The organism is Acidovorax sp. SUPP2825, assembly GCF_030158995.1.
Taxonomy (GTDB): Bacteria; Pseudomonadota; Gammaproteobacteria; order Burkholderiales; family Burkholderiaceae_C; genus Paracidovorax.
In genome coordinates this window covers 174,830-196,740 of record NZ_BQXK01000009.1, presented here as the reverse complement: position 1 = coordinate 196,740, position 21,911 = coordinate 174,830, and the positions used below count along the sequence as shown (strand labels likewise).

General features: G+C 68.8%; 24 protein-coding genes. 22 read left to right on the top strand and 2 right to left on the bottom strand.

Features of this window, described 5'->3' with window-relative positions; genetic code table 11:
• Positions 1-22 precede the first annotated feature (22 nt).
• The 15 genes from mdcG (at position 23) to tolA (ending at position 12,661) form a co-directional block, all read left to right on the top strand.
• Complete coding sequence (gene mdcG, locus AVAK2825_RS13655; protein ID WP_284399501.1) at positions 23-724, top strand: malonate decarboxylase holo-[acyl-carrier-protein] synthase; 702 nt, start codon at positions 23-25, stop codon at positions 722-724.
• A complete protein-coding gene (mdcB, locus tag AVAK2825_RS13650) occupies positions 721-1,623 on the top strand; it encodes a triphosphoribosyl-dephospho-CoA synthase MdcB (protein ID WP_284399498.1) in 903 nt (300 codons plus the stop codon). Before mdcG ends, mdcB begins: the two co-directional genes overlap by 4 nt.
• Positions 1,620-2,528, top strand: a complete 909-nt coding sequence (locus tag AVAK2825_RS13645; protein WP_284399496.1) for an ACP S-malonyltransferase — start codon at positions 1,620-1,622, stop codon at positions 2,526-2,528. The genes mdcB and AVAK2825_RS13645 overlap by 4 nt, the downstream gene beginning before the upstream one ends.
• A gap of 155 nt (positions 2,529-2,683) precedes the next feature.
• On the top strand, positions 2,684-3,352 hold the full coding sequence (locus AVAK2825_RS13640; RefSeq protein ID WP_284399494.1) for a glutathione S-transferase family protein: 669 nt from the start codon (positions 2,684-2,686) through the stop codon (positions 3,350-3,352).
• 239 nt (positions 3,353-3,591) lie between these two features.
• The gene (locus AVAK2825_RS13635; protein ID WP_092739949.1) at positions 3,592-3,873 is read left to right on the top strand and encodes a DUF427 domain-containing protein; all 282 of its coding nucleotides are present in this window, start codon (positions 3,592-3,594) and stop codon (positions 3,871-3,873) included.
• Between the two features lie 390 nt (positions 3,874-4,263).
• Positions 4,264-4,560 carry a 2Fe-2S iron-sulfur cluster-binding protein gene (locus AVAK2825_RS13630; RefSeq protein WP_284399480.1) on the top strand — a complete coding sequence of 99 codons (297 nt, stop codon included), beginning with the start codon at positions 4,264-4,266 and terminating at the stop codon, positions 4,558-4,560.
• Between the two features lie 124 nt (positions 4,561-4,684).
• Positions 4,685-6,409, top strand: coding sequence for a T6SS phospholipase effector Tle1-like catalytic domain-containing protein (locus AVAK2825_RS13625; protein WP_284399478.1), 1,725 nt, complete (start codon positions 4,685-4,687; stop codon positions 6,407-6,409).
• A 156-nt stretch (positions 6,410-6,565) separates the two neighbouring features.
• Positions 6,566-7,687, top strand: coding sequence for a bifunctional 3,4-dihydroxy-2-butanone-4-phosphate synthase/GTP cyclohydrolase II (gene ribBA, locus AVAK2825_RS13620; RefSeq protein ID WP_284399476.1), 1,122 nt, complete (start codon positions 6,566-6,568; stop codon positions 7,685-7,687).
• A 3-nt stretch (positions 7,688-7,690) separates the two neighbouring features.
• Positions 7,691-8,155, top strand: a complete 465-nt coding sequence (ribH, locus tag AVAK2825_RS13615) for a 6,7-dimethyl-8-ribityllumazine synthase (protein WP_284399473.1) — start codon at positions 7,691-7,693, stop codon at positions 8,153-8,155.
• Positions 8,152-8,721, top strand: a complete 570-nt coding sequence (nusB, locus tag AVAK2825_RS13610) for a transcription antitermination factor NusB (RefSeq protein WP_284399471.1) — start codon at positions 8,152-8,154, stop codon at positions 8,719-8,721. Before ribH ends, nusB begins: the two co-directional genes overlap by 4 nt.
• A 91-nt stretch (positions 8,722-8,812) precedes the next feature.
• Entirely contained in the window at positions 8,813-9,997 is a 1,185-nt protein-coding gene (locus tag AVAK2825_RS13605; RefSeq protein ID WP_284399469.1) for a pyridoxal phosphate-dependent aminotransferase, read from the top strand.
• Between the two features lie 8 nt (positions 9,998-10,005).
• Entirely contained in the window at positions 10,006-10,458 is a 453-nt protein-coding gene (locus AVAK2825_RS13600; protein ID WP_284399466.1) for a tol-pal system-associated acyl-CoA thioesterase, read from the top strand.
• Positions 10,455-11,159, top strand: coding sequence for a protein TolQ (tolQ, locus tag AVAK2825_RS13595; RefSeq protein WP_272564067.1), 705 nt, complete (start codon positions 10,455-10,457; stop codon positions 11,157-11,159). Before AVAK2825_RS13600 ends, tolQ begins: the two co-directional genes overlap by 4 nt.
• 20 nt (positions 11,160-11,179) lie before the next feature.
• Complete coding sequence (locus tag AVAK2825_RS13590) at positions 11,180-11,605, top strand: ExbD/TolR family protein (RefSeq protein WP_272564068.1); 426 nt, start codon at positions 11,180-11,182, stop codon at positions 11,603-11,605.
• A 54-nt stretch (positions 11,606-11,659) separates the two neighbouring features.
• Positions 11,660-12,661 (top strand): cell envelope integrity protein TolA, encoded by a 1,002-nt coding sequence (gene tolA, locus AVAK2825_RS13585; protein ID WP_284399461.1) that lies wholly within the window; start codon positions 11,660-11,662, stop codon positions 12,659-12,661.
• A gap of 287 nt (positions 12,662-12,948) precedes the next feature.
• Here tolA and AVAK2825_RS13580 read toward each other — a convergent pair whose 3' ends face one another.
• On the bottom strand, positions 12,949-14,289 hold the full coding sequence (locus AVAK2825_RS13580; RefSeq protein ID WP_284399458.1) for an MFS transporter: 1,341 nt from the start codon (positions 14,287-14,289) through the stop codon (positions 12,949-12,951).
• Positions 14,290-14,465: 176 nt separating this feature from the next.
• Here AVAK2825_RS13580 and cyoA point away from each other — a divergent pair, with 176 nt between their 5' ends.
• The 7 genes from cyoA to AVAK2825_RS13545 are packed head-to-tail and all read left to right on the top strand — an operon-like array spanning position 14,466 to position 21,396.
• Positions 14,466-15,545, top strand: coding sequence for a ubiquinol oxidase subunit II (gene cyoA, locus AVAK2825_RS13575; protein WP_272564071.1), 1,080 nt, complete (start codon positions 14,466-14,468; stop codon positions 15,543-15,545).
• Between the two features lie 54 nt (positions 15,546-15,599).
• On the top strand, positions 15,600-17,603 hold the full coding sequence (cyoB, locus tag AVAK2825_RS13570; RefSeq protein ID WP_272564072.1) for a cytochrome o ubiquinol oxidase subunit I: 2,004 nt from the start codon (positions 15,600-15,602) through the stop codon (positions 17,601-17,603).
• Positions 17,596-18,237, top strand: a complete 642-nt coding sequence (gene cyoC / locus AVAK2825_RS13565; protein ID WP_272564073.1) for a cytochrome o ubiquinol oxidase subunit III — start codon at positions 17,596-17,598, stop codon at positions 18,235-18,237. Before cyoB ends, cyoC begins: the two co-directional genes overlap by 8 nt.
• A complete protein-coding gene (gene cyoD / locus AVAK2825_RS13560) occupies positions 18,234-18,671 on the top strand; it encodes a cytochrome o ubiquinol oxidase subunit IV (RefSeq protein ID WP_284399453.1) in 438 nt (145 codons plus the stop codon). The genes cyoC and cyoD overlap by 4 nt, the downstream gene beginning before the upstream one ends.
• Positions 18,672-18,688: 17 nt before the next feature.
• The gene (locus AVAK2825_RS13555) at positions 18,689-19,549 is read left to right on the top strand and encodes an SURF1 family protein (RefSeq protein WP_502870539.1); all 861 of its coding nucleotides are present in this window, start codon (positions 18,689-18,691) and stop codon (positions 19,547-19,549) included.
• Positions 19,533-20,870 carry an ATP-binding protein gene (locus AVAK2825_RS13550; protein WP_284399450.1) on the top strand — a complete coding sequence of 446 codons (1,338 nt, stop codon included), beginning with the start codon at positions 19,533-19,535 and terminating at the stop codon, positions 20,868-20,870. Before AVAK2825_RS13555 ends, AVAK2825_RS13550 begins: the two co-directional genes overlap by 17 nt.
• Positions 20,860-21,396, top strand: a complete 537-nt coding sequence (locus AVAK2825_RS13545) for a response regulator transcription factor (protein WP_284399448.1) — start codon at positions 20,860-20,862, stop codon at positions 21,394-21,396. Before AVAK2825_RS13550 ends, AVAK2825_RS13545 begins: the two co-directional genes overlap by 11 nt.
• 34 nt (positions 21,397-21,430) lie before the next feature.
• Here the strand turns inward: AVAK2825_RS13545 and AVAK2825_RS13540 are convergent, their stop codons facing one another.
• On the bottom strand, positions 21,431-21,895 hold the full coding sequence (locus AVAK2825_RS13540) for a hypothetical protein (RefSeq protein WP_284399445.1): 465 nt from the start codon (positions 21,893-21,895) through the stop codon (positions 21,431-21,433).
• Between the last annotated feature and the right edge of the window lie 16 nt (positions 21,896-21,911).

Below are 21,911 nucleotides of genomic sequence, written 5' to 3'. Positions count from 1 at the left end.
CCCCTTTCACGCACCCACGCCCATGGCCACCGCCCTGCCCCTGCAGCGCCATCAGCTCGCCTGCCTGTCCGACGCCGGCTGGCAGCGCCAGCTCGCCCTGCCCTGGGACCGCGAGGCCCGCGAATGCCTCGATCACTGGGCCGCGCGGCGCCTTCCGCTCGTGGTGACCACCCAGCCGCCCGGCCCGGACGGCAGCATCGCGCTGGGCCTGCCGGCCCCCGGCCGCTGGGCACGGCGCCGCCTGGCGCTGCGCGTGGCGCGCGAAGACATCCTTTACTTCGACGCCTTCCCCCCGGCCCTGCTGGCCCAGCCGCTGATGCCGACCGGATCGAAGGCCGCCTGGGGCCGCCTGTGCGAGGCGCTGCAGGCCTGCGGCGTGGCCGCCCGCATCTACGGCAGCCACGGCTGGCAGCTCATCACCGGGCTGGACCACCTGCGCAGCGGCTCCGACGCCGACCTGTGCATCGGCGTGGCCGGCCCCGCGCAGGCCGATGCCGTCGCCGCCTGCCTGCTCGCCTTCCCGAAGGCGCAGCCCCGGCTCGACGGGGAACTGCTGTTCGCCAACGGCACCGCCGTGGCCTGGCGCGAGTGGAGCGCCTGGCGTGCAGGCCGCGGCAAGGCCGTGATGGTCAAGCGCCTGGCCGGCGCCGCGCTGGCGCAAGCCCCCTTCTGGCCGGCCACGGAACCGGCGGAGGAACCGGCCGCAGAGGAGCCGATGCCATGACCGCCAACGCACTGCGCCGGCCCGCCAGTGCCCCGCGCCCAGGCCCCGGCCCAGGCCCGGCCCCGCACACCATCGGCCGCGCCGCCACGCTGTCGCTCTACGACGAACTGGCCTTGTCGCCCAAACCTGGGCTGGTGACCCTCACCGACAACGGCAGCCACGCCGACATGGATGCCCGCACCTTCATGCGCAGCCTGTTCGCGCTGCGAGGCTATTTCGTGCGCATCGCCGCGCTGGGCCATGCCGGCGAAGGGTTCCCGGCGCTGGAGCGCTGCGGCATCGAGGCCGAAGCGCGCATGGTGGCGGCCACAGGCGGCGTCAACACCCACCGGGGCGCGATCTTCACGCTGGGCCTGCTGTGCGCCGCGGCGGGGGCGCTGGCGCGCGAGGGCACGCCCCTGCAGCCCGCCGCGCTGCGCGAGGCGCTGCGCCGCCACTGGGGCGCGGCGCTGGCAGAGCGCGCCGAACGCACGCTGCGCGCGCCGCGGCTGCCTGGCGGCATCGCCGCGGCGCGCCACGGCCTGCGCGGCGCGGCACAGGAGGCCGCGCTCGGCTTTCCCGTGCTGTTCGACACCGCAGTGCCCGCGCTGCGCCATGGGCTCGCCCGCGGGCTCGGCGTGCAGCAGGCGCGCGTGGACACACTGTTTTCCGTGATGGCCGTGCTGGACGACAGCAACCTCGCCCACCGGGGTGGCCTGGAAGGCCTGCGCCACGCCCAGGCCTGTGCGCGGGGCTTTCTGGCCGCGGGCGGCGCCGGGCGGCCCGGCGGCCTGGAGGCCGCCCACGCCATCGGCCGTGATTTCGTCGCACGGCGCCTGTCGCCCGGCGGTTCGGCCGACCTGCTGGCCGCCGCCTGCTGGGTGGTCCGCATGGCGCCACCGGCGGGCAGCGCACCATGAGCTATGCCCTGGTGTTTTCGGGTCAGGGCATGCAGCACCCCGACATGCTGCCCTGGCTGGCCGACGGCGCCCCGGTGCGCGCGGTGAACGAACGCCTCGGCGTGCGCGACTGGCGCGCCGCACTGCAGGACGCCGATTGGGCCGCGCGCAATGCCCACGCACAGGTGCTGCTCACCGGCCTGGCCCTGGCCGCATGGGACGCCCTGGCCCCGTTGCTGCCCCCACCGGCCGCCGTCGCGGGCTACAGCGTGGGCGAGCTGGCCGCCTTCAGTGCAGCCGGCGTGTTCGATGCCGGCACCGCGCTGTCGCTCGCCCAGGCGCGCGCCGAGGCCATGGACCGCTGCGCCGCCGGCCACCCCGGTGGCCTGATCGGTGTGAGCCGCATGGCACCGGCCGCCATCGACGCCCTGGTGCGCGACACCGGCCTGGCCGTGGCGATCCGCAACGGCCCGGACAGCGTGGTGCTGGGCGGCGCGCTGGCCGCGCTGGACCGCGCCGAAGCGCTGGCCACGGCCCAAGGCGGCCACTGCACGCGCCTGCGCGTGGGCGTGGCCTCGCATACGCCGGCCCTGCAACCGGCGGCCGATGCCTTTCGCCAGGTGCTGGAGGGCACGGCTTTCGCCCGCCCGCGCACGGCCCTGTTCAGCAACGCTGCCGACCGCATCGCCAGCGTGCCGCAGGCCCGCGACGCACTGGCGGCGCAGATCGCCCGCACCGTGCGCTGGGACGAGTGCATGGACAACCTGCATGCGCGCGGCGTGCGCTGCGTGGTCGAGGTGGGCCCGGGCCAGGCGCTCGCCAAGATGTGGAACGCACGCTACCCCGGCGTGCCGGCCCGCGCCTGCGACGAGTTCCGCAGCGCGCAGGCGCTGGCCGCGTGGGTGGACAGCCACGGCCTGTCCTGATCCCCTGGACGGCGCGGACCGGTGCCCCGGCACGCAGCGCCCTGCCAACACATTGGCAGCTTTTGCGAACGCGTTGTCGCAGCAGCGCCCGGCACCGCCCCTAAGCTGGTGGCCTCCTCTTCATCGATGGCGGCGGCACCGCCGGGAACACGTCCATGCTCACGCTCCATCACTGCCTCAGCGCACGCTCTTTCCGCCCTTTGTGGATGCTGGAAGAGCTGAATGCGCCGTATGCGCTGCAGGTGCTGCCTTTCCCGCCGCGTGTCCACGCGCGCGAATTTCTCGGCGAGAACCCGCTGGGCACCGTGCCGCTGCTGCTCGATGGCGAGACCCGCATGACCGAATCCGCCGCCATGTGCCAATACCTGTGCGCGCGCCACGCCCCCACTCCCCTGCAGGTCGAGGTGGGCGAACGCGATTTCGGCCGCTATCTCAACGACCTGCATTTCGGCGAAGCCACGCTCACCTTCCCGCAGACCCTGGTGCTGCGCTACCGGTATCTCGAGCCGGCCGAGCGCCGCAGCCCCCAGGTGGCCGACGACTACGCCCGCTGGTTCCTGGCGCGGCTGCGCACGCTGGAACCCCGGCTGGCGCAGCAGCCCTACTTGTGTGCCGGGCGCTTCACGGCGGCGGATGTGTCGGTGGGCTATGCGCTGCTGCTGGCCGAACACCTGGCGCTGGCCGCCGCATTCCCGCCCGCCGTGGCAGCCTACTGGGCCCGCCTGCGCGAGCGGCCCGCTTTCGGCCGGGCCATGGCGGCGCAGGAGGCGGCCGCGCGCGCACAAGGGGTGCCGCTCACGCCATCGCCCGACCTGCGGCCCTGAGCCGGGCGGAACAGGGGCGGTGCACTGCCGCCGCGTGGCGGCGACGACGACAAGGACGCGGGCAAATTCGGGTAAGGTGTTCTTCCGGCAAGACCGCGACGCGTTGCCACGGCCCATCGTCCGGCCTTCAACGCGCTGCCGCGCCCCGGCCCATGGCCTGCGATTCATGGGATGGCTGCTCGCGCGATCCCCATCCCATCAGTGCAGCCCTCATTTTTTCATTGCAAAGGAACACCCCCATGAAAGCCATCTGGAACGGCGTGACCGTCGCCGAGAGCGACGACACCGTGCTGGTCGAGGGAAACCACTACTTCCCCGAAAGCGCGCTGAAGCCGGAATACTTCACCTTCAGCAACCACAAGACCATGTGCCCCTGGAAGGGCCAGGCCACCTACCGGTCGCTGCTGGTCAACGGCGAACTGAACCCCGACGCCGTCTGGACCTATGCCGACCCCAAGCCCGAAGCCGAGTCGATCCGCGGCCGCTTCGCGTTCTGGAAAGGCGTCAAGGTCGGCGCCTGAAAGGCCCCTCGGGTTATCCCTGCCCGCACTGGACAATCATGTGGATAACCCGGGACAACGCCTGTATGGCGACGCCAAGCCGTTGATTTTGCAAGGAAACCGATGCGCCGCCTCATTTTTAGGCACCCGGTTGCCCACAGGGCTGTGGTTATCCCTGGTGCCGCTGGACAATCATGTGGATAACTCGGGACAAGCCCTGTATGGCGACGCCAAGTCGTTGATTTTGAACGCCTACCGCTCGACTGCCTTCTTTTTAGGCAACCCAGTGTGCTCAGCGCTACGGCCCATGAATGCTATTAAAAACATAGCGACATGCCCTAGTGTTGATTGCACTGGAGGCCTTTTTCATCCCTAACCCTCTCGTTCACCGCCCTCCTGTGGCCGTTCGCCATGAGTGACCCTTCTTCCGTTCCCTTTTTCACCGCCCGCGTCGGCGACGACGGCACCCAGTGCGATGCCTGGCCCGAGCAGCCCTTGCTGCTGTCGCTGGAGCAAGGCGGCATCGACTGGCCCAGTTCGTGCCGCAACGGCACCTGCCGCACCTGCATCGGCCTGCTGGCCGAAGGCGAGGTGCGCTACGCCATCGAATGGCCCGGCCTGTCCCCGGAGGAGCGCGCCGAGGGCTGCGTGCTGCCCTGCGTGGCCTACCCGGTGAGCGACGTGCGGCTGGAAGCGCCCGGCATCTGAAGCCGGCTGAAATGATCTGAACCCGGGCCCGCTCCGCGCCCCCATGGGGCGGGCACCCTTGCTGTGGCGCGCGTTCCTCGCCCAGAATCTCCCGGACACGCATCGCCACGGGAGGGAGGACACCATGAACGCCAAAGACACGCCGGCCACACCGGCCGCCCATGCCAACGCCACGGCACCGGACGCCGCCGACCGCGCGCCCACGCGCGAGGCCATCCTGGCCGAATGCATCGCTGCGGACGAGCAATGGGCCGCGCAGCCGGGCCGCAACCTCGTGCTGCTGTTCGACGGCACCGGCAACATCCTGGGCAACCAGCAGGACACCAACGTGGTGAAGCTGCTGCGCATGCTCGGCAAGGGCCGGGACGCATCGGGCAGCGAGCCCACGCAACTGGTCTATTACGACCCCGGCGTGGGCACCACCAATGAATTCCCGGCGGACGGCATCCTGTCCAAGGCCAGGAACCAGCTGCGGCAACTGGCCGGGCTGGCGCTGGGCAGCGGCGTGTTCCCCAACATCGCCGAGGCCTACAAGTTCCTCGTGCACACCTACCGGCCGGGCGACCGCATCTACCTGTTCGGCTTCTCGCGCGGCGCGTTCACCGCGCGGGCGGTGGCCGGCATGATCAACATGTACGGCCTCATCCACACCGAGGGCCTGCCGCTCATCGAAACCCTGGTGCGCACCTATTTCGCCCCGAGTGGCCAGAAGAACCAGGCCGGCACCAGGAGCCGCGAGGCCTTCGCGCGCGACGTGATCGACAACTTCTCGCTGGGCCGCACGCCGCTCGTGCACTTCGTGGGCGTGTGGGACACGGTGGAGGCCATCGGCAGCGGGCTGCTGGGCGGCATCAAGATCACCAACTCCACCGAGTTCGCCCGCAAGCGGTTCGCCAACGTGCGCCATGCCATGTCGCTGTACGAATCGCGCAGCAAGTACTCGCCCCGGCGCTACGCCGACCCGCACTTCACCGAGCGCGAGCGGCCCTGGCGCAGCTACGATCAGCGCTGGTTCCGCGGCGTGCACAGCGACGTGGGCGGCTCGTACGCGCGCGACGGGCTGTCCAATCTCACGCTCAAATGGATGGTGGACGAGGCCTTCGCCAAAGGCCTGCGCGTGGACCGGGGCCAGCTGCAGCCCGGCGACCCGCTCACGGCCATGCACGACCAGGCCTACGACTGCCCCTACTGGGTCTGGACCGGCCTCAATGCACGCGAGCGCTTTCCGAGCGACTTCATCGACCCCACGGCCCGCCCGGTAGACGGCGCCGTGCCCGCCAACACCGTGCCGCGCACGCAGCCCTGGCGCTGGCTGGGCGTCGCGCTGGCGGTCGTCACCGCCGTGCTGTTCGCCATCACGTTCCAGTTCGGGCAGGCCGCCTGCGACCTGCAGTCGGCGCCGGGGTGGGTGCAGGGCCTGCCTTCGGGCTTTCAGGTGACGGCGCACTGGCACGCCGGCTGGGGCGTGGTCTGCGGCGGCACCGACAGCGTGCGCCGCGCCATCGCCTGGGACTGGGCCCTGCTCGCCAGCTACGCGCTCTGGCTGGCCTACCCGGTGGCCTGGGCCCTGCGGCGGCTGGTCGCGCGGGCCGTGCCGCCGGGCTGGGCCCTGGGCTGGCTCTACCGCCATGCCCACTGGACGATGCTGGCCCTGGTGCTGTCGGACCTGGTGGAAAACCACGCCACGCTGCACATGCACCACCCGCACTGGCCCACGGTGCTGACGGTGGCCAGCGGGCTCAAACTGCTGTCCCTGCTGCTGCTGGCGTGGGTGATGGTGGCCGGTGCCCTGGCCGGGCGCGAGGGCGGCCGGACGCGGCCCGCCTCGCCCGCGCCCCAAGTCCACTAAGTGGACTAAAATCGCCGCCTTTGGGGCGCGTAGCGCTCCCGCACCGTGCGGCCAGCGCCGCACCGCCCGCTCTTTGGAGGCGGCTCCGTCCGGGCCGTGGCCGGACCAGCGTGCGGTGCACGCCACCCGCGCGGCCCACCGAAAGCCCTGCCCTCCATGAACACCCCCCTGACCCCTGCGCCCATCTCGCCGGTGCAAGACATCGTGGCCGAGATGCGCGCCGGGCGCATCGTCATCCTCGTGGACGAGGAAGACCGCGAGAACGAAGGCGACCTGGTCCTGGCCGCCGACCACGTCACCCCCGAGGCCATCAACTTCATGGCGCGCTTCGGCCGCGGCCTGATCTGCCTGACCCTCACCCGCGAGCGCTGCGAGCTGCTGAAGCTGGCCCCCATGGTGGCCCGCAATGGCACCAAGATGGGCACGGCGTTCACCGCCTCCATCGAGGCGGCGGAGGGCGTGACCACCGGCATCTCCGCCGCCGACCGCGCCCGCACCGTGCAGGCCGCCGTGGCGCCCCACGCCGTGGCCGCCGACCTGGTGCAGCCCGGCCACATCTTCCCGCTGCAGGCGGTGGACGGCGGCGTGCTCATGCGCGCCGGCCACACCGAAGCCGGCTGCGACCTGGCCGCCATGGCCGGCTGCAGCGCCAGCGCCGTGATCTGCGAGGTGATGAAGGACGACGGCACCATGGCCCGCCTGCCCGACCTGCAGATCTTCGCGGCCGAGCACGGCCTCAAGATCGGCACCATCGCCGACCTCATCGAATACCGCAGCCGCAACGAATCGCTGGTGCAGAAAGTGGGCACGCGCCCGCTGCAGACCGCCTTCGGCGAGTTCACCGCCCACGCCTTCCGCGACGAACCCAGCCAGGCCGTACACCTGGCGCTCGTGAAGGGCCAGTGGGGCCCGGACGACAGCGTGCCCGTGCGCGTGCACGAGCCCCTGTCGGTGCTGGACGCGCTGGAGGTCAACCGCTCCATGCACTCCTGGGGGCTGGACAGCAGCCTGCAGTACATCGCCGCCCAAGGCCAGGGCGTGGCCGTGCTGCTCAACTGCGGCGAAAGCGCCGAGCAGTTGCTGGAGCAGTTCGAGGGCCGCGCCCGCTCGGCCCACGCGCCCGAGCGCGGCCGCATGGACCTGCGCACCTACGGCGTGGGCGCGCAGATCCTGCGCGAATGCGGCGTTCACAAAATGCAATTGATGGGCCCGCCACGCCGCATGCCCAGCATGGCGGGCTACGGCCTCGAGATCACCGGATACCTTCCCAAGGAATAAGACATGTTTGGCGCAGACAAAGGAACAGCGGACAAGCTCGACGGCAAGAAGCTGCACATCGGCATCGTGCAGGCCCGTTTCAACGAGAGCATCACCAACACCCTGGCCGCGGCCTGCCGTGCCGAACTGCTGGCGCTGGGCGTGCAGGAAAAGCACATCCACCACGTGCTGGTGCCCGGCGCGCTGGAAGTGCCGGTGGCCCTGCAGGCCATGGCCGAGCGCGACGAATACGACGCGCTGATCGCCCTGGGCTGCATCATCCGCGGCGAAACCTACCACTTCGAACTGGTGGCCAACGAATCGGGCGCGGGCGTGAGCCGCATCTCGCTCGACTACCACGTGCCGGTGGCCAACGCCATCATCACCACCGAGAACATGGAGCAGGCCATCGCCCGCCAGACTGAAAAAGGCCAGGACGCCGCCCGCGTGGCCGTGGAAATGGCCAACCTGCTGGAGGAGCTGTCGTGAGCGACTCCACCTCTTCGCACCCCGGCGGCGCCAAGCGCCCGCCACGGCAGGCGCGCACCGGCGTGACCAGCACCGGCGCCCGCAAGGCCGCGTCCAAATCCAACCGCAGCCGCGCCCGCGAGTTCGCGCTGCAGGCGCTCTACCAGCACCTGGTGGGCCGCAACGACGCCACCGCCATCGACACCTTCACCCGCGACCTGGCGGGCTTTCACAAGGCCGATGCCGCCCACTACGACGCGCTGCTGCACGGCTGCATCGAATCGGCCGAGGCGCTCGACGCCCTGATCACCCCGCAGCTCGATCGCAAGATGGCCGAGATCTCGCCCATCGAGCACGCGGCCATGTGGATCGGCGTGTACGAGTTCCAGCACTGCCTGGACGTGCCGTGGCGCGTGGTCATCAACGAATGCATCGAGCTGGCCAAGGAGTTCGGCGGCACCGACGGCCACAAGTACGTGAACGGCGTGCTCAACGGCCTGGCCCCCACGCTGCGCGCCACCGAAGTCGCGGCCGACAAGGGCGCGAACCCGGTGCAGCCACCGCAGGCCCCGGCGGACGGCGCCTGAGCGCCCGGGGCCGGTCCGGCCCCGCGCCCGCGCCGTGCCCCGGCGGGCATCCCATCCCCACGCCCGCGCCGCGCGGGCAGGAATCTTTTCCATGCAGTTTTCCTCCCGCGCCGAGCGCATCGAACCGTTCTATGTGATGGAAGTGGCCAAGGCCGCCCAGGCCCTGGCACGCGAGGTCGCCGGCACGCGCGAGCCGATGATCTTCCTGAACATCGGCGAGCCCGACTTCACCGCGCCGCCGCTGGTGCAGGAGGCGGCCGCCCGCGCCGTGCAGCGCGGCACCACGCAATACACCAACGCCCTGGGCCTGGAGCCGCTGCGCGAGCGCATCAGCGGCTGGTATGCCGACCGCTTCGGCGTGCAGGTGCCGGCCCGGCGCATCGTGGTCACGGCAGGGGCCTCGGCCGCGCTGCAGCTCGCGTGCCTGGCCCTCATCGATGCGGGCGACGAGATCCTCATGCCCGACCCGAGCTACCCCTGCAACCGCCACTTCGTGAGCGCGGCGGAAGGCAAGGCGGTGCTCATCCCCACCACGGCCGAAGAGCGCTACCAGCTGAGCGCCGCCAAGGTGGAGGCGGCCTGGGGGCCGAAGACGCGCGGCGTGCTGCTGGCCTCGCCCTCCAACCCCACCGGCACCTCGATTGCGCCCGAGGAGCTGCGCCGCATCCACGCGGCCGTGCAGTCGCGCGGCGGGGTGACGCTGATCGACGAGATCTACCTGGGCCTGTCGTACGAGGAACGCTTCGGCCACACGGCACTGGCCATCGACGAGAACGTCATCAGCATCAACAGCTTCAGCAAGTACTTCAACATGACTGGCTGGCGCCTGGGCTGGATGGTCGTGCCCGAGGCCATGGTGCCGGTGGTCGAGCGGCTGGCGCAGAACCTCTTCATCTGCGCCAGCACCGTGTCGCAGCATGCCGCCCTCGCCTGCTTCGAGCCCGAGAGCATCGCCGAATACGAGCGCCGCCGCGCCGAGTTCAAGGCCCGGCGCGACTACTTCATTCCCGCGCTGCAGGCGCTGGGCCTGCCGGTGCCCGTGGTGCCGGACGGCGCCTTTTACGCCTGGGCCGACTGCACGCAGGCCGCCGAGCGCCTGGGCGTCTCGGGCAGCTGGGACTTCGCCTACGAGGTGATGCGCCGCGCCCATGTGGCCGTCACGCCGGGCCGCGACTTCGGCGCGTTCGAGCCGCAGCGCTTCGTGCGCTTTTCCACGGCCAATTCGATGGCGCAGCTGGAAGAATCCGTGGCCCGCCTGCGCACGCTGCTCGGATGAAGGCCGGCATGGCAACGGAGAACGCCCCCCCTCGGGCCTCGACCCCGTTCGAGTGGCCCCTGCGCATCTACTGGGAGGACACCGACGCCGGCGGCATCGTGTTTTATGCCAACTACCTCAAGTTCTTCGAGCGTGCCCGCACCGAATGGCTGCGTTCGCTGGGCCTGGGGCAGCAGAACCTGCGGGAACTCACGGGCGGCATGTTTGTCGTAACGGACGCGCGCCTGCGCTACCTGCGGCCGGCGCGCCTCGACGATGAACTGATTGTTACGGCCTCTTTGCAAGAGGGTGGCAGCGCATCCCTGACAATACGCCAGCAAGCGCTCCTGAAACCAGAGCAAATGATCGAATCCCAGCCCGTGCTACTGTGTGAAGGCACCATCCGCATCGGATGGGTCGATGCCGCCACCCTGCGTCCCGCACGCATCCCGGGCCCCCTTCTGGAACAACTCTCATCATGAACTCCCAAGACATGTCCATCCTGAATTTGGTGCTCAACGCCAGCTGGGTGGTGCAACTCGTCATGCTGCTGCTGATCGGCGTGTCCGTGGCCAGCTGGGCCGCGATCTTCCGCAAGCTGTTCGCCCTGAAGCGCGTGAAGTCGCTCAACGAAGACTTCGAGCGCGAGTTCTGGTCGGGCACCAGCCTGAACGACCTGTACTCCAGCGCCGCGCAGAACGCCAAGAACGCAGGCCCCATGGAACGCATCTTCGCCAGCGGCATGCGCGAGTACCAGAAACTGCGCGAGCGCCGCATCTCGGACGCCGGCACGCTGCTCGACGGCGCCCGCCGCGCGATGCGCGCCAGCTTCCAGCGCGAGATGGACGTGGTCGAGTCCAGCCTGTCCTTTCTCGCCTCCGTGGGATCCGTCTCGCCCTACGTGGGCCTGTTCGGCACCGTGTGGGGGATCATGCATGCCTTCACCGGTTTCGCCGGCATGGAGCAGGTCACCCTGGCCACGGTCGCCCCGGGCATCGCCGAAGCGCTGGTCGCCACCGCCATCGGCCTGTTCGCCGCCATCCCCGCCGTGATCGCCTACAACCGCTTCGCGCGCGACATCGACCGCGTGGCCATTCAGCAGGAGACCTTCATCGAGGAGTTCTCCAACATCCTGCAGCGCAACCTGGGCGCGCAGCCCACGTCGTCCGCCTCGGGCCACTGAGCAGCACAGGAGACAGCAGCATGCCCGCAATGGCTTCACGCGGCGGCGGCCGGCGCCGCACCATCAACGAAATCAACATGGTGCCCTTCATCGACGTGATGCTGGTGCTGCTCATCATCTTCATGGTGACCGCGCCCATGCTCACGCCCAGCGCCATCAACGTGCCCTCCGTCGGCAAGGGCGCCAAGCCGCCCAAGTCGTTCGGCCAGGTCATCATCCAGAAGGACGGCAGCCTGCAGCTCAAGACCGGCGATGCCGAGCGCCCGATCACCCTGCAGGGCCTGGGCGCCGCCGCCAAGGCCTGGCAGGCCACGCAGCCGCCCGATACGCCCATCCTCATCAGCGCCGACAAGACCGTGACGTACGAAACCGTGGTGAAGGCCATGGATGCGTTGCAGAGGGCGGGCGTGCAGCGCGTGGGCCTGTCGGTCAAGTCCGGCGGCTGACGGGGCCCTCGCCGCCCACGATCCTCCGCACCGTTTTCGCCTTTTTTCGATCGCATGCACGCCTCCAACGACCGCGACCAGTTCGCCCCCACCCGTCCGCCCGGGCGCCTGCGCGCCGTGGCGCTGGCTGTGCTCGTGCACGCGGCGCTGCTGGGCGCCCTGACCTGGGGCGTGAACTGGAAGACCAGCGCGGACATGCCTGCCGTGGAAGCGGAAATCTGGGATCGGATTCCGCAGCAGGCCGCGCCCCGCGACGTGCCACCCCCGCCGACGCCGCAGCCCGAGCCCACCCCCGCTCCACCCCCACCGCCCCCGGTGCCGGCGCCGCCCCCCCCACCGCCCCCGCCACCGAAGGCGGAGCCCGACACGCGCGAAGCCGACATCGCCCTCGAACGCGAGAAAAAGCGCCTGGAGCAGGAAAAGAAGGAACGCCAGCAGCAGGCCGAGCGCGAAAAGCGCGAGCGTGAGCGCAAGGAACAGGCCGAGCAGGACAAGAAGGAACGCCTGCAAAAGGAAAAAGAGAAGGAACAGCGCGAGAAGGCCGACAAGGCAGAACGCGAAAAGGCGGAGAAAGAGCGCCGCGAAAAGCAGGCTGAGCAGGACCGCCAGGAGCAGCAGAAGAAACAGGCCGAGGACAAGCGCAAGGCGGAAGACAAGCGCAAGGCCGAAGCCGCACAGAACAAGCAGGCCGAAGCCCTGCGCCAGGAAAACCTGCGCCGCATGCAGGGCCTGGCCGGCGCCACGGGCGGCGAAACCGCCACGGGCAATGCCCAGCGCAGTGCCGGCCCGTCCGGCAGCTACGGCGGCAAGGTGGCCGCCAAGGTCAAGCCGAACATCGTCTATCCCGACGCCATTTCGGACAACCTGCGCACCGAGGTGGAAGTGCGGGCCTCGCCCGACGGCACCATCGTGGGCACCCGCATCACCAAATCGAGCGGCAACAAGGCCTGGGACGACGCCGTGATGCGCGCGCTGGACAAGACTGAGACCCTGCCGCGCGATGTGGACGGGCGGGTGCCCTCGTCCCTCGTCATCGGGTTCCGACCGCGGGATTGAGGCTGGCCGTTGCCGGTTGCCGGTTGCCGGTTGCCGGTTGCCGGTTGCCCGGGATCCTCTTCAGGCGCGCGCCCCGACGGCCACTGGCCATCCAGCCCCAGCCCCAGCCAAAGCAAAGCCAAAGCCAAAGCCGCCAGGGAAGCCGCAACAAAAAAGGGTTTCAAGCCTAAATGGCTTGAAACCCATATTCTTCTAGGGCATGTTGCTATTTTTTCAATAGCAAATACCACCGGCCCACGGTGGCGAACAGCGCCGTGCACCGGCCCGCCCTCCGCGTGGGCCCGATCTCAGTCGCGCCGTTCGATCATGCGGTTGACGCTCAAGGCCCCCAGCGTGCAGGCCGCAGCCGACAGCAGGTACAGGCTCACCGCAAACAGGCCGAAGTGTGCTGACAGGCCCAACACCACCAGCGGTGCGAACGCCGCACCCACCAGCCAGGCCAGGTCGGCGGTGAAGGCCGCGCCGGTGTAGCGGTACTTGGACGCGAAATTGGCCGTCACCGCGCCGGCCGCCTGGCCATACGACAAGCCCAGCAGCACGAAACCGATCAGGATGAACGCATCCAGCGCCACGGCGCCACCGCCGATCAGCGCGGGCGCGAACCCGCTGTACACGGCGATCATCACCGCCAACACGCCCAGCGTGGTGCGCCGGCCCAGGCGGTCGGCGATCACGCCGGAAGCGATCATGCTACCGATGGCCAGCACGCCGCCGATCAGTTGCACGAACAGCACGTCGTTGATCGGCTGCTCGGGGTACAGGGCCGCCCAGGACAGGGGAAACACCGTCACCAGGTGGAACAGCGCGTAGCTGGCCAGCGCCGCGAAGCCGCCGATGAAGACGTTGTAGCCCTGCGTGCGCACCATCTCACCGATGGGCGTGGGTTCCAGTTCGCGCTCTTCCAGCAGCTTGGTGTACTCATCCGTCACGACCAGGCGCAGGCGGGCGAACAGCGCGACCACGTTGATGGCGAAGGCCACGTAGAACGGATAGCGCCAGCCCCACGAGATGAAGTCTTCCGTCGACAGGCTGGCATGCAGGAACAGGAACAGGGCGCTGGCGATGATGAAGCCGGTGGGCGCACCCAACTGGCCCAGCATGGCGTACCAGCCGCGGCGGCTGGCCGGCGCGTTCAGCGCCAGCAGCGAGGGCAATCCGTCCCACGAACCGCCCATCGCCACCCCCTGCAGGATGCGGAACAGGGCCAGCAGCACGATGGAATAGGCCCCCAGGCTTTCATACCCGGGCAGGAAGGCCATGCCGGCTGTGGAAAAACCCAGCAGGAACAGCGCGGCCGTCAGCTTGGTGCCACGGCCCCAGCGGCGCTGCATGGCCATGAACAGCGCGGTGCCGAAGGGGCGTGCGACGAAGGCCAGCGAGAAGACGGCGAAGGCGTAGAGCGTGCCCTGCAGCCGGTCCACGAAGGGAAAGAACACGGTGGGAAAGACCAGCACCGAAGCGATGCCGTAGACGAAGAAGTCGAAATACTCGGAAGCGCGGCCGATCACCACGCCGATCGCTATCTCCTCGGGAGCGACGGGGGAGTGTCCGTTCTGTACCGGCCGGGAGTCTTCTTCCGTGGTGGCGCGCGATGAAGATCCGGGAAAATGCTGTGTCAATGTGGTCATCGGCGTGCTCCTTTTTGAATGCACCAGCAGTTTTTGCTTTGGCGGGCCAGTGAACTGTCTCTGGCAGCCGCAACCCACTGTAGGACAAAACGTCCCATTCACACCACAATGGTTTTCACGTAGATTCGACGCCTTCCCGCGGCCATCCGTGCCGCCTTCCACCTTTCTTGCCCGGTATGCCCTCCACCCACCGACTTCGCGGACTGCTCGCAGTGCCCGCGGCCGCGCTGCTCGCCGGCTGCAATGCCGTCGTGCTCAGCCCCTCCGGCGACATCGCCGCACAGCAGCGCGATCTGATCATCGTCTCGACCGTCCTGATGCTGCTGATCATCGTGCCGGTGATCTTCCTCACCTTCCTGTTCGCCTGGCGCTATCGCCAAGCCAACACCGAGGCCGAGTACCAGCCGGACTGGGACCACTCCACGGGCCTGGAGCTCATCATCTGGTCGGCGCCGCTCGCGATCATCATCGCACTGGGGGCCATCACCTGGGTGAGCACCCACAAGCTGGACCCCTACCGCCCCCTGGACCGCATCAGCGAAGGCCGTGCCGTACCGGAAGGCGCCAAGCCCCTGGTGATCGAGGTCGTCGCGCTGGACTGGAAGTGGCTGTTCCTGTATCCCGAGCAAGGCATCGCCACGGTGAACGAGATCGCAGCGCCGGTGGACCGCCCGATCCAGTTCAAGATCACCGCCTCGACGGTCATGAACTCGTTCTACATCCCGGCCCTGGCCGGCCAGATCTACGCCATGCCGGGCATGGAAACCAAGCTGCACGCCGTGATCAACGCGCAGGGCAACTTCGAGGGCTTCTCCGCCAACTACAGTGGCGCAGGCTTCTCGGGCATGCGCTTCCGTTTCCATGGCGTGGACCAGGCGGGCTTCGACCAGTGGGTCAAGCAGGCCAAGGACGCCGGCGGCGAACTGGGCCGCGACGGCTACCTGCAGCTGGAAAAGCCCAGCGAACGCGACCCCGTGCGCCGCTGGGCCACCGTGGCCCCCGGCCTGTATGACGCCATCCTGAACCGCTGCGTGGAAGCCAACCGCATGTGCATGAAGGACATGATGGCGATCGATGCCAATGGCGGCCTGGGCAAGCCCGGTTCGTTCAACGTGGCCTCGCTGGATGACGCCACCCGCTCGCGCCTGGGCCTGGCCGACACGCCCGCCCGCAGCTACGTGGGCGCCATGTGCACCGTCACGAACCCCGAGGGCGCCGCGACGGCCTCCCCGGCCCCTGCCACGCAGCCGATCTAAGCGGCACGCGTTCAGACCCCTCACTTTTCACGCGCCAACGGCACGCGACCTCCGATGTCCGATCCTACAGACCTCACCCGACTTATCTTTGGCCGCCTCTCCTGGGAGGCCATCCCACTGCACGAACCGATCCTGATCGCGACGTTCGCCGCCGTCGTGCTCGGCGGCATCGCCGTGCTCGGTGCGCTGACCTACTTCAAGCTATGGGGCTACCTGTGGCGCGAGTGGTTCACCAGCATCGACCACAAGAAGATCGGCATCATGTACATCATCCTCGGGCTGGTGATGCTGCTGCGCGGCTTCGCCGACGCGATCATGATGCGGATGCAACAGGCCATCGCCTTCGGCGACAACCCCGGCTTCCTGCCGCCGCACCACTACGACCAGATCTTCACCGCCCACGGCGTGATCATGATCTTCTTCGTGGCGATGCCGCTGGTCACGGGCCTGATGAACTACGTGGTGCCGCTGCAGATCGGCGCGCGCGACGTGGCCTTCCCGTTCCTCAACAACTTCAGCTTCTGGATGACCACCAGCGGCGCCGTGCTGGTGATGGCCTCGCTGTTCGTGGGCGAGTTCGCCAAGACCGGCTGGCTGGCGTATCCGCCGCTCTCGGGCATCCTGCACAGTCCGGACGTGGGGGTGGACTACTACATCTGGTCGCTGCAGATCGCGGGGGTGGGCACGCTGCTGTCCGGGGTCAACCTGCTGGTGACCATCGTGAAGATGCGCGCGCCCGGCATGAGCCTCATGAAGATGCCCGTGTTCACGTGGACCTCGCTGTGCACCAACGTGCTGATCGTCGCCGCCTTCCCGGTGCTGACGGCCGTGCTGGCGCTGCTGTCGCTGGACCGCTACGCCGGTTTCAACTTCTTCACGAACGACTTCGGCGGCAACTCGATGATGTACGTGAACCTGATCTGGATCTGGGGCCACCCTGAGGTCTACATCCTGATCCTGCCGCTGTTCGGCGTGTTCTCCGAAGTCGTCTCCACGTTCAGCCGCAAGAAGCTGTTCGGCTACGCCTCCATGGTCTATGCCACGGTGGTGATCACCATCCTGTCGTACCTGGTGTGGCTGCACCACTTCTTCACGATGGGCTCGGGCGCCAGCGTGAACTCGTTCTTCGGCATCACGACCATGATCATCTCGATCCCGACCGGGGCGAAGATCTTCAACTGGCTGTTCACCATGTACAAGGGCCGCATCAAGTTCGAGGTGCCCATGCTGTGGACCATCGGCTTCATGGTGACCTTCGTGATCGGCGGGATGACCGGCGTGCTGCTGGCGGTGCCACCGGCCGACTTCGTGCTGCACAACAGCCTGTTCCTGATCGCCCACTTTCACAACGTGATCATCGGCGGCGTGGTGTTCGGCCTGTTCGCCGGCATCAACTACTGGTATCCCAAGGCCTTCGGCTACAAGCTCGACCCGTTCTGGGGCAAGTGCTCGTTCTGGTTCTGGCTGATCGGCTTCTGGATGGCCTTCATGCCGCTGTACGTGCTGGGCCTGATGGGCGTCACGCGCCGCATGAGCCACTTCGAGGACATGTCGCTGCAGATCTGGTTCCAGATCGCCGCCTTCGGCGCGGTGCTGATCGCCCTGGGCATCGGCAGCTTCCTGATCCAGCTGGTGGTCAGCTGGCGCAACCGCGAAGCCCTGCGCGACACGACGGGCGACCCATGGGGCGGCCGCACGCTGGAGTGGTCCACGTCGTCGCCGCCACCCGCCTACAACTTCGCGTTCACGCCGCAAGTGCATGACAACGATGCCTGGCACGACATGAAGCAGCGCGGCTACGAGCGTCCGCTGGGCGGCTTCATCCCGGTGCACATGCCCAAGAACACGGCCGCTGGCGTGGTCATCGCCGGCATCTGCACGGTGCTGGGCTTCGCGCTGATCTGGCACATGTGGCTGCTGGCCGGCGTGTCCTTCGCCGCCCTGCTGGTCGTGAGCATCGCCCACACCTTCAACTACCAACGCGACTACTACATCGATGCGGAAACCGTTGCCCGCACCGAAGCCGATCGCACCCGTCTCCTGGCCAGCCATGTCTGATACCACCGCACTCCACCACCCCGGCGCCTCGGGCGCCCCGGCCAAACCGGTCTTCCACCTCACGGAAGAACACCATCCGCAGAACGGCACCCTGCTGGGCTTCTGGATCTACCTGATGAGCGATTGCCTCATCTTCGCCTGCCTGTTCGCCGTCTACGGCGTGCTGGGCCGCAGCTACGCCGCCGGCCCGTCCGGCGCCGACCTGTTCGACCTGCCACTGGTGGCGCTGAACACGTCCATGCTGCTGCTGTCGTCCATCACGTATGGCTTCGCCATGCTGGAGATGCAGAAGAAGAAGGTCAACAACACCATCGTGTGGCTGGCCATCACCGGCCTGCTGGGCGCGGCCTTCATCGGCCTGGAGCTGTACGAGTTCAACCACCTGATCCACGAAGGCGCCGGCCCGCAGCGCAGCGCGTTCCTGTCGGCCTTCTTCGGCCTGGTGGGCACGCACGGCCTGCACGTCACCTTCGGCATCATCTGGCTCGTCGTGCTGCTGTTCCAGCTCAAGAAGCACGGCCTGACCCCCGCCAACCGCCGCCGCCTGCTGTGCCTGTCCATGTTCTGGCACTTTCTGGACGTGGTCTGGATCGGCGTCTTCACCTTCGTCTACCTGATGGGAGTCCTGCCATGAGCACCCCCCACAACCACCAGAACCTCACCGACACCCACGATGGCCACCACGGCCACCACGGCCACGACGACCACCACGATCACCACCATGAAGACGATGGCGCCAGCCACGGCTCCATGCGCGACTACGTGATCGGCTTCGTCGCATCGGTCATCCTGACCGCCATTCCGTTCTGGCTCGTGATGGGCAAGGTGTTCGAGCAGTCGAGCACCACGGCCCTGGTCATCCTGGGCTTCGCCGCGGTGCAGATCGTGGTGCACATGGTGTACTTCCTGCACATGAACACCAAGTCCGAAGGCGGCTGGAACATGCTGGCGCTGGTCTTCACCGTCGTGCTCGTGGTCATCACGCTGGCCGGCTCGCTGTGGGTGATGTTCCACCTCAACCACAACATGATGCCCATGTCGATCCACGACATGAAGAACATGCCTTGACCCCGATCTCCGGCAGCGTGACTGCATCCCCTCCCGCGCCCGCCACGGGCGCGGACAGGCCCGCCCCGCCCCGCTCCCGGGCCGGGCTGGCCGCGATGGGGGTGTGCGCGCTGCTGGTGTTCGCCACGCTCGTGGCGCTGGGCAGCTGGCAAGTGGCACGCCGCGCCTGGAAACTGGATCTCATCGAGCGCGTGGAGCAACGCATCCATGCCGCTCCCACCGCCCCCCCCTCCCCCGCCGAATGGCAGCGCAGCCCCGATGCGGCGCGCGACGCCGAGTACCGCCATGTGCGCCTTCGCGGCACCTTCGACCACGCCAAGGAGGCGCTGGTACAGGCCAACACCACGCTGGGCGCCGGCTTCTGGGTGGTGACTCCGCTGCGGCAGGCCGATGGCACGGCCGTGCTGGTCAACCGGGGCTTCGTGCCGCCGGAGGCCCGCGATCCCGCCGCACGCACCGCCCCCGCGCCCCAGGGCGAGACCGAGGTGACCGGCCTCCTGCGGCTGAGCGAGCCCGGAGGCGGGTTTTTGCGGCACAACGACCCCGCCGCCGACCGCTGGTTCTCCCGCGATGTGGCCGCCATCGCCGCCGCACGCGGTGTGGCAGGCATCGCGCCCTATTTCGTGGACGAGGACGCCGCACCCCGCTCCGCTGCCCCCACCGCCACGGGCACGGGTACGGGCACGTCAGCGGACGCCCTCCAATGGCCCGTCGGCGGCCTGACGGTGGTGCGTTTCCCCAACAGCCACCTGGTCTATGCCATCACCTGGTACACGCTGGCCCTGATGGTGACAGCGGGTGCCTGGTACGTATGGCGCGACGACCGCAGGCGCCGCCAGCACCACGCTTCGCCCGCCACCGATGCCGCACTCCCCTGACGCCCCGACCGAACGGCCCGCGCCGCGCACGCGGGCGGCGGTGGCGGACTCCACCGGGCTCAAGAACCTGCAGCAGCTGATCCAGCTGCGCTGGATCGCCGTGATCGGGCAGCTTTTCACCATCGAGGTGGTGCACTACAGCCTGGGCATCATCCTGCCGCTGCAGGCCATGCTGATGGTGCTGGGCGCCCTGGTGGTGTTCAACACGGCCAGCCTGCTGCGCTGGCGCATCGGCCGCCGCGTGCGCAACGTGGAGCTCTTCTTCGCCATGGTGGTGGACGTGGCCATGCTCACCGCCCAGCTCTACCTGAGCGGCGGCACCACCAACCCGTTCGTCTTCCTGTACCTGCTTCAGGTCACGCTGGCCGCCGTGCTGCTGCGCGCGGGCTACACCTGGACCATCGTCGCCATGACGGTGGCCTGCCTGTGCGGGCTGGCCCTGTTCAGCCGCCCGCTCGCCCTGCCGCTGGACCACGACCGGGGGCTGTACAGCCCCTACGTGCTGGGCATGCTGGTGTGCTTCATGCTGAACGCCGTGCTGCTGGTGATCTTCATCACGCGCATCGGCCGCAACCTGCGCCAGCGCGACGCCCGGCTGGCCACCATGCGCCAGCGCGCCGCTGAAGAAGACCACATCGTGCGCACCGGGCTGCTGGCCTCGGGTGCGGCCCACGAGCTGGGCACGCCGCTGTCCACCCTGGCCGTGATCCTGGGCGACTGGCGCCGCATGCCGGCCCTGGCGCAGGATGCCGAGCTGCAGGCCGAGATCGCCGAGATGCAGGCCCAGGTGCGGCGCTGCAAGACCATCGTGAGCGGCATCCTGCTGTCGGCCGGAGAAACCCGGGGCGAGGAATCGATGCAGACCACCGTGTGCACCTTCCTCGACCAACTGGCCGAGGAGTGGCGCAGCACGCGGCCCGTGGGCACGTTCGCCTACGACAACCAGTTCGGCGAAGACCGCCCCATGGTCTCGGATGTCACCCTGCAGCAGATGGTCTTCAACGTGTTGGACAATGCACGGGATGCGTCGCCGCATTGGGTGGGCCTGGCGGCTGAGCAGGAGGCCGGTGCCCTGCTCATCACCGTCACCGATGCCGGCCCCGGTTTCGCCCCGGCCATGCTGGAGCAGTTCGGCAAGCCCTACCAGTCCAGCAAGGGCCGGCCGGGCGGCGGGTTGGGGCTGTACCTGGCCACCAATGTGGCGCGCACCCTGGGAGGCACCATCACCGCGCGCAACCGCGCGGCCGGCGGCGCCGCCGTCACCATCACCCTTCCGCTGGCAGCCGTCGCGCTGCAGGAGACCCCGGACCATGGACGCTGACCGCCTGTTGCTGATCGTGGAGGACGACGAAGCCTTCGCACGCACGCTGGCGCGCTCGTTCGAACGGCGCGGCTACCACGTGCTGCATGCGGCCAACCTGCCCGAGGTGGAGGCGCTGCTGGACGGGCACACGCCGGGCTACGCCGTGGTGGACCTGAAGCTCAAGGGCGAGGCCTCGGGCCTGGCCTGCGTGCAGAAGCTGCACTCCGCCAACGAAGACATGCTGATCGTCGTGCTGACGGGCTTCGCCAGCATCGCCACGGCCGTGGAGGCCGTGAAGCTCGGCGCCTGCCACTACCTTGCCAAGCCCTCCAACACCGACGACATTGAGGCCGCCTTCGGCCTGACCGAGGGCAACATCGAAGTGGAACTCACCAACCGCTCCAGCTCGATCAAGACGCTGGAATGGGAGCGCATCCACGAGGTGCTGGCCGAAACCGGCTTCAACATCTCCGAGACCGCGCGGCGCCTCGGCATGCACCGGCGCACCCTGGCACGCAAGCTGGACAAGCGGCGCGTGAACTGACGGCCCGATCGCACCCGCTGCCAGCGCACCCCGGTCAGCCGGGATGCTGCTTGAGCACCGCCGGCTCCCGCGGCGCCCCGGGCCAGAGCTGGACGAGATAATGGTCGTCGCCTTCCAGCCCATCGGCGGACAGCGAATCCAGGCCGGCACAGGAGAGCCTGACCCGGTAGGTGCCCGGCGGCACGTCGAACCGGGCGGCGTCGGGAAAATAGTCGGTGCAGCCCGCCACGACGAGCGGCCCCTGTGCAATCACCACCGAGCCCTCCACCACGTGGTCGAACGCGGCCAGATCCGCTTCGGGCTCGGTCGGCAGCCACTCCAACGTCACCGGCACCGGCATGTTTCGCGCGGTGCCGAATCCGACGACGCCTTCCGACACGGCCAGCATGCGAAGCGTCGCGGCCTCGTCCCAGGCGCTCGCCAGGTCGCCTGGCGCCGCCTCGTCCTGTAGATAGAACTGGTGGTAATCGGCGAACAGGGTCAGGCGATGGGATGGCATGGCGGGAGGGCTTTCG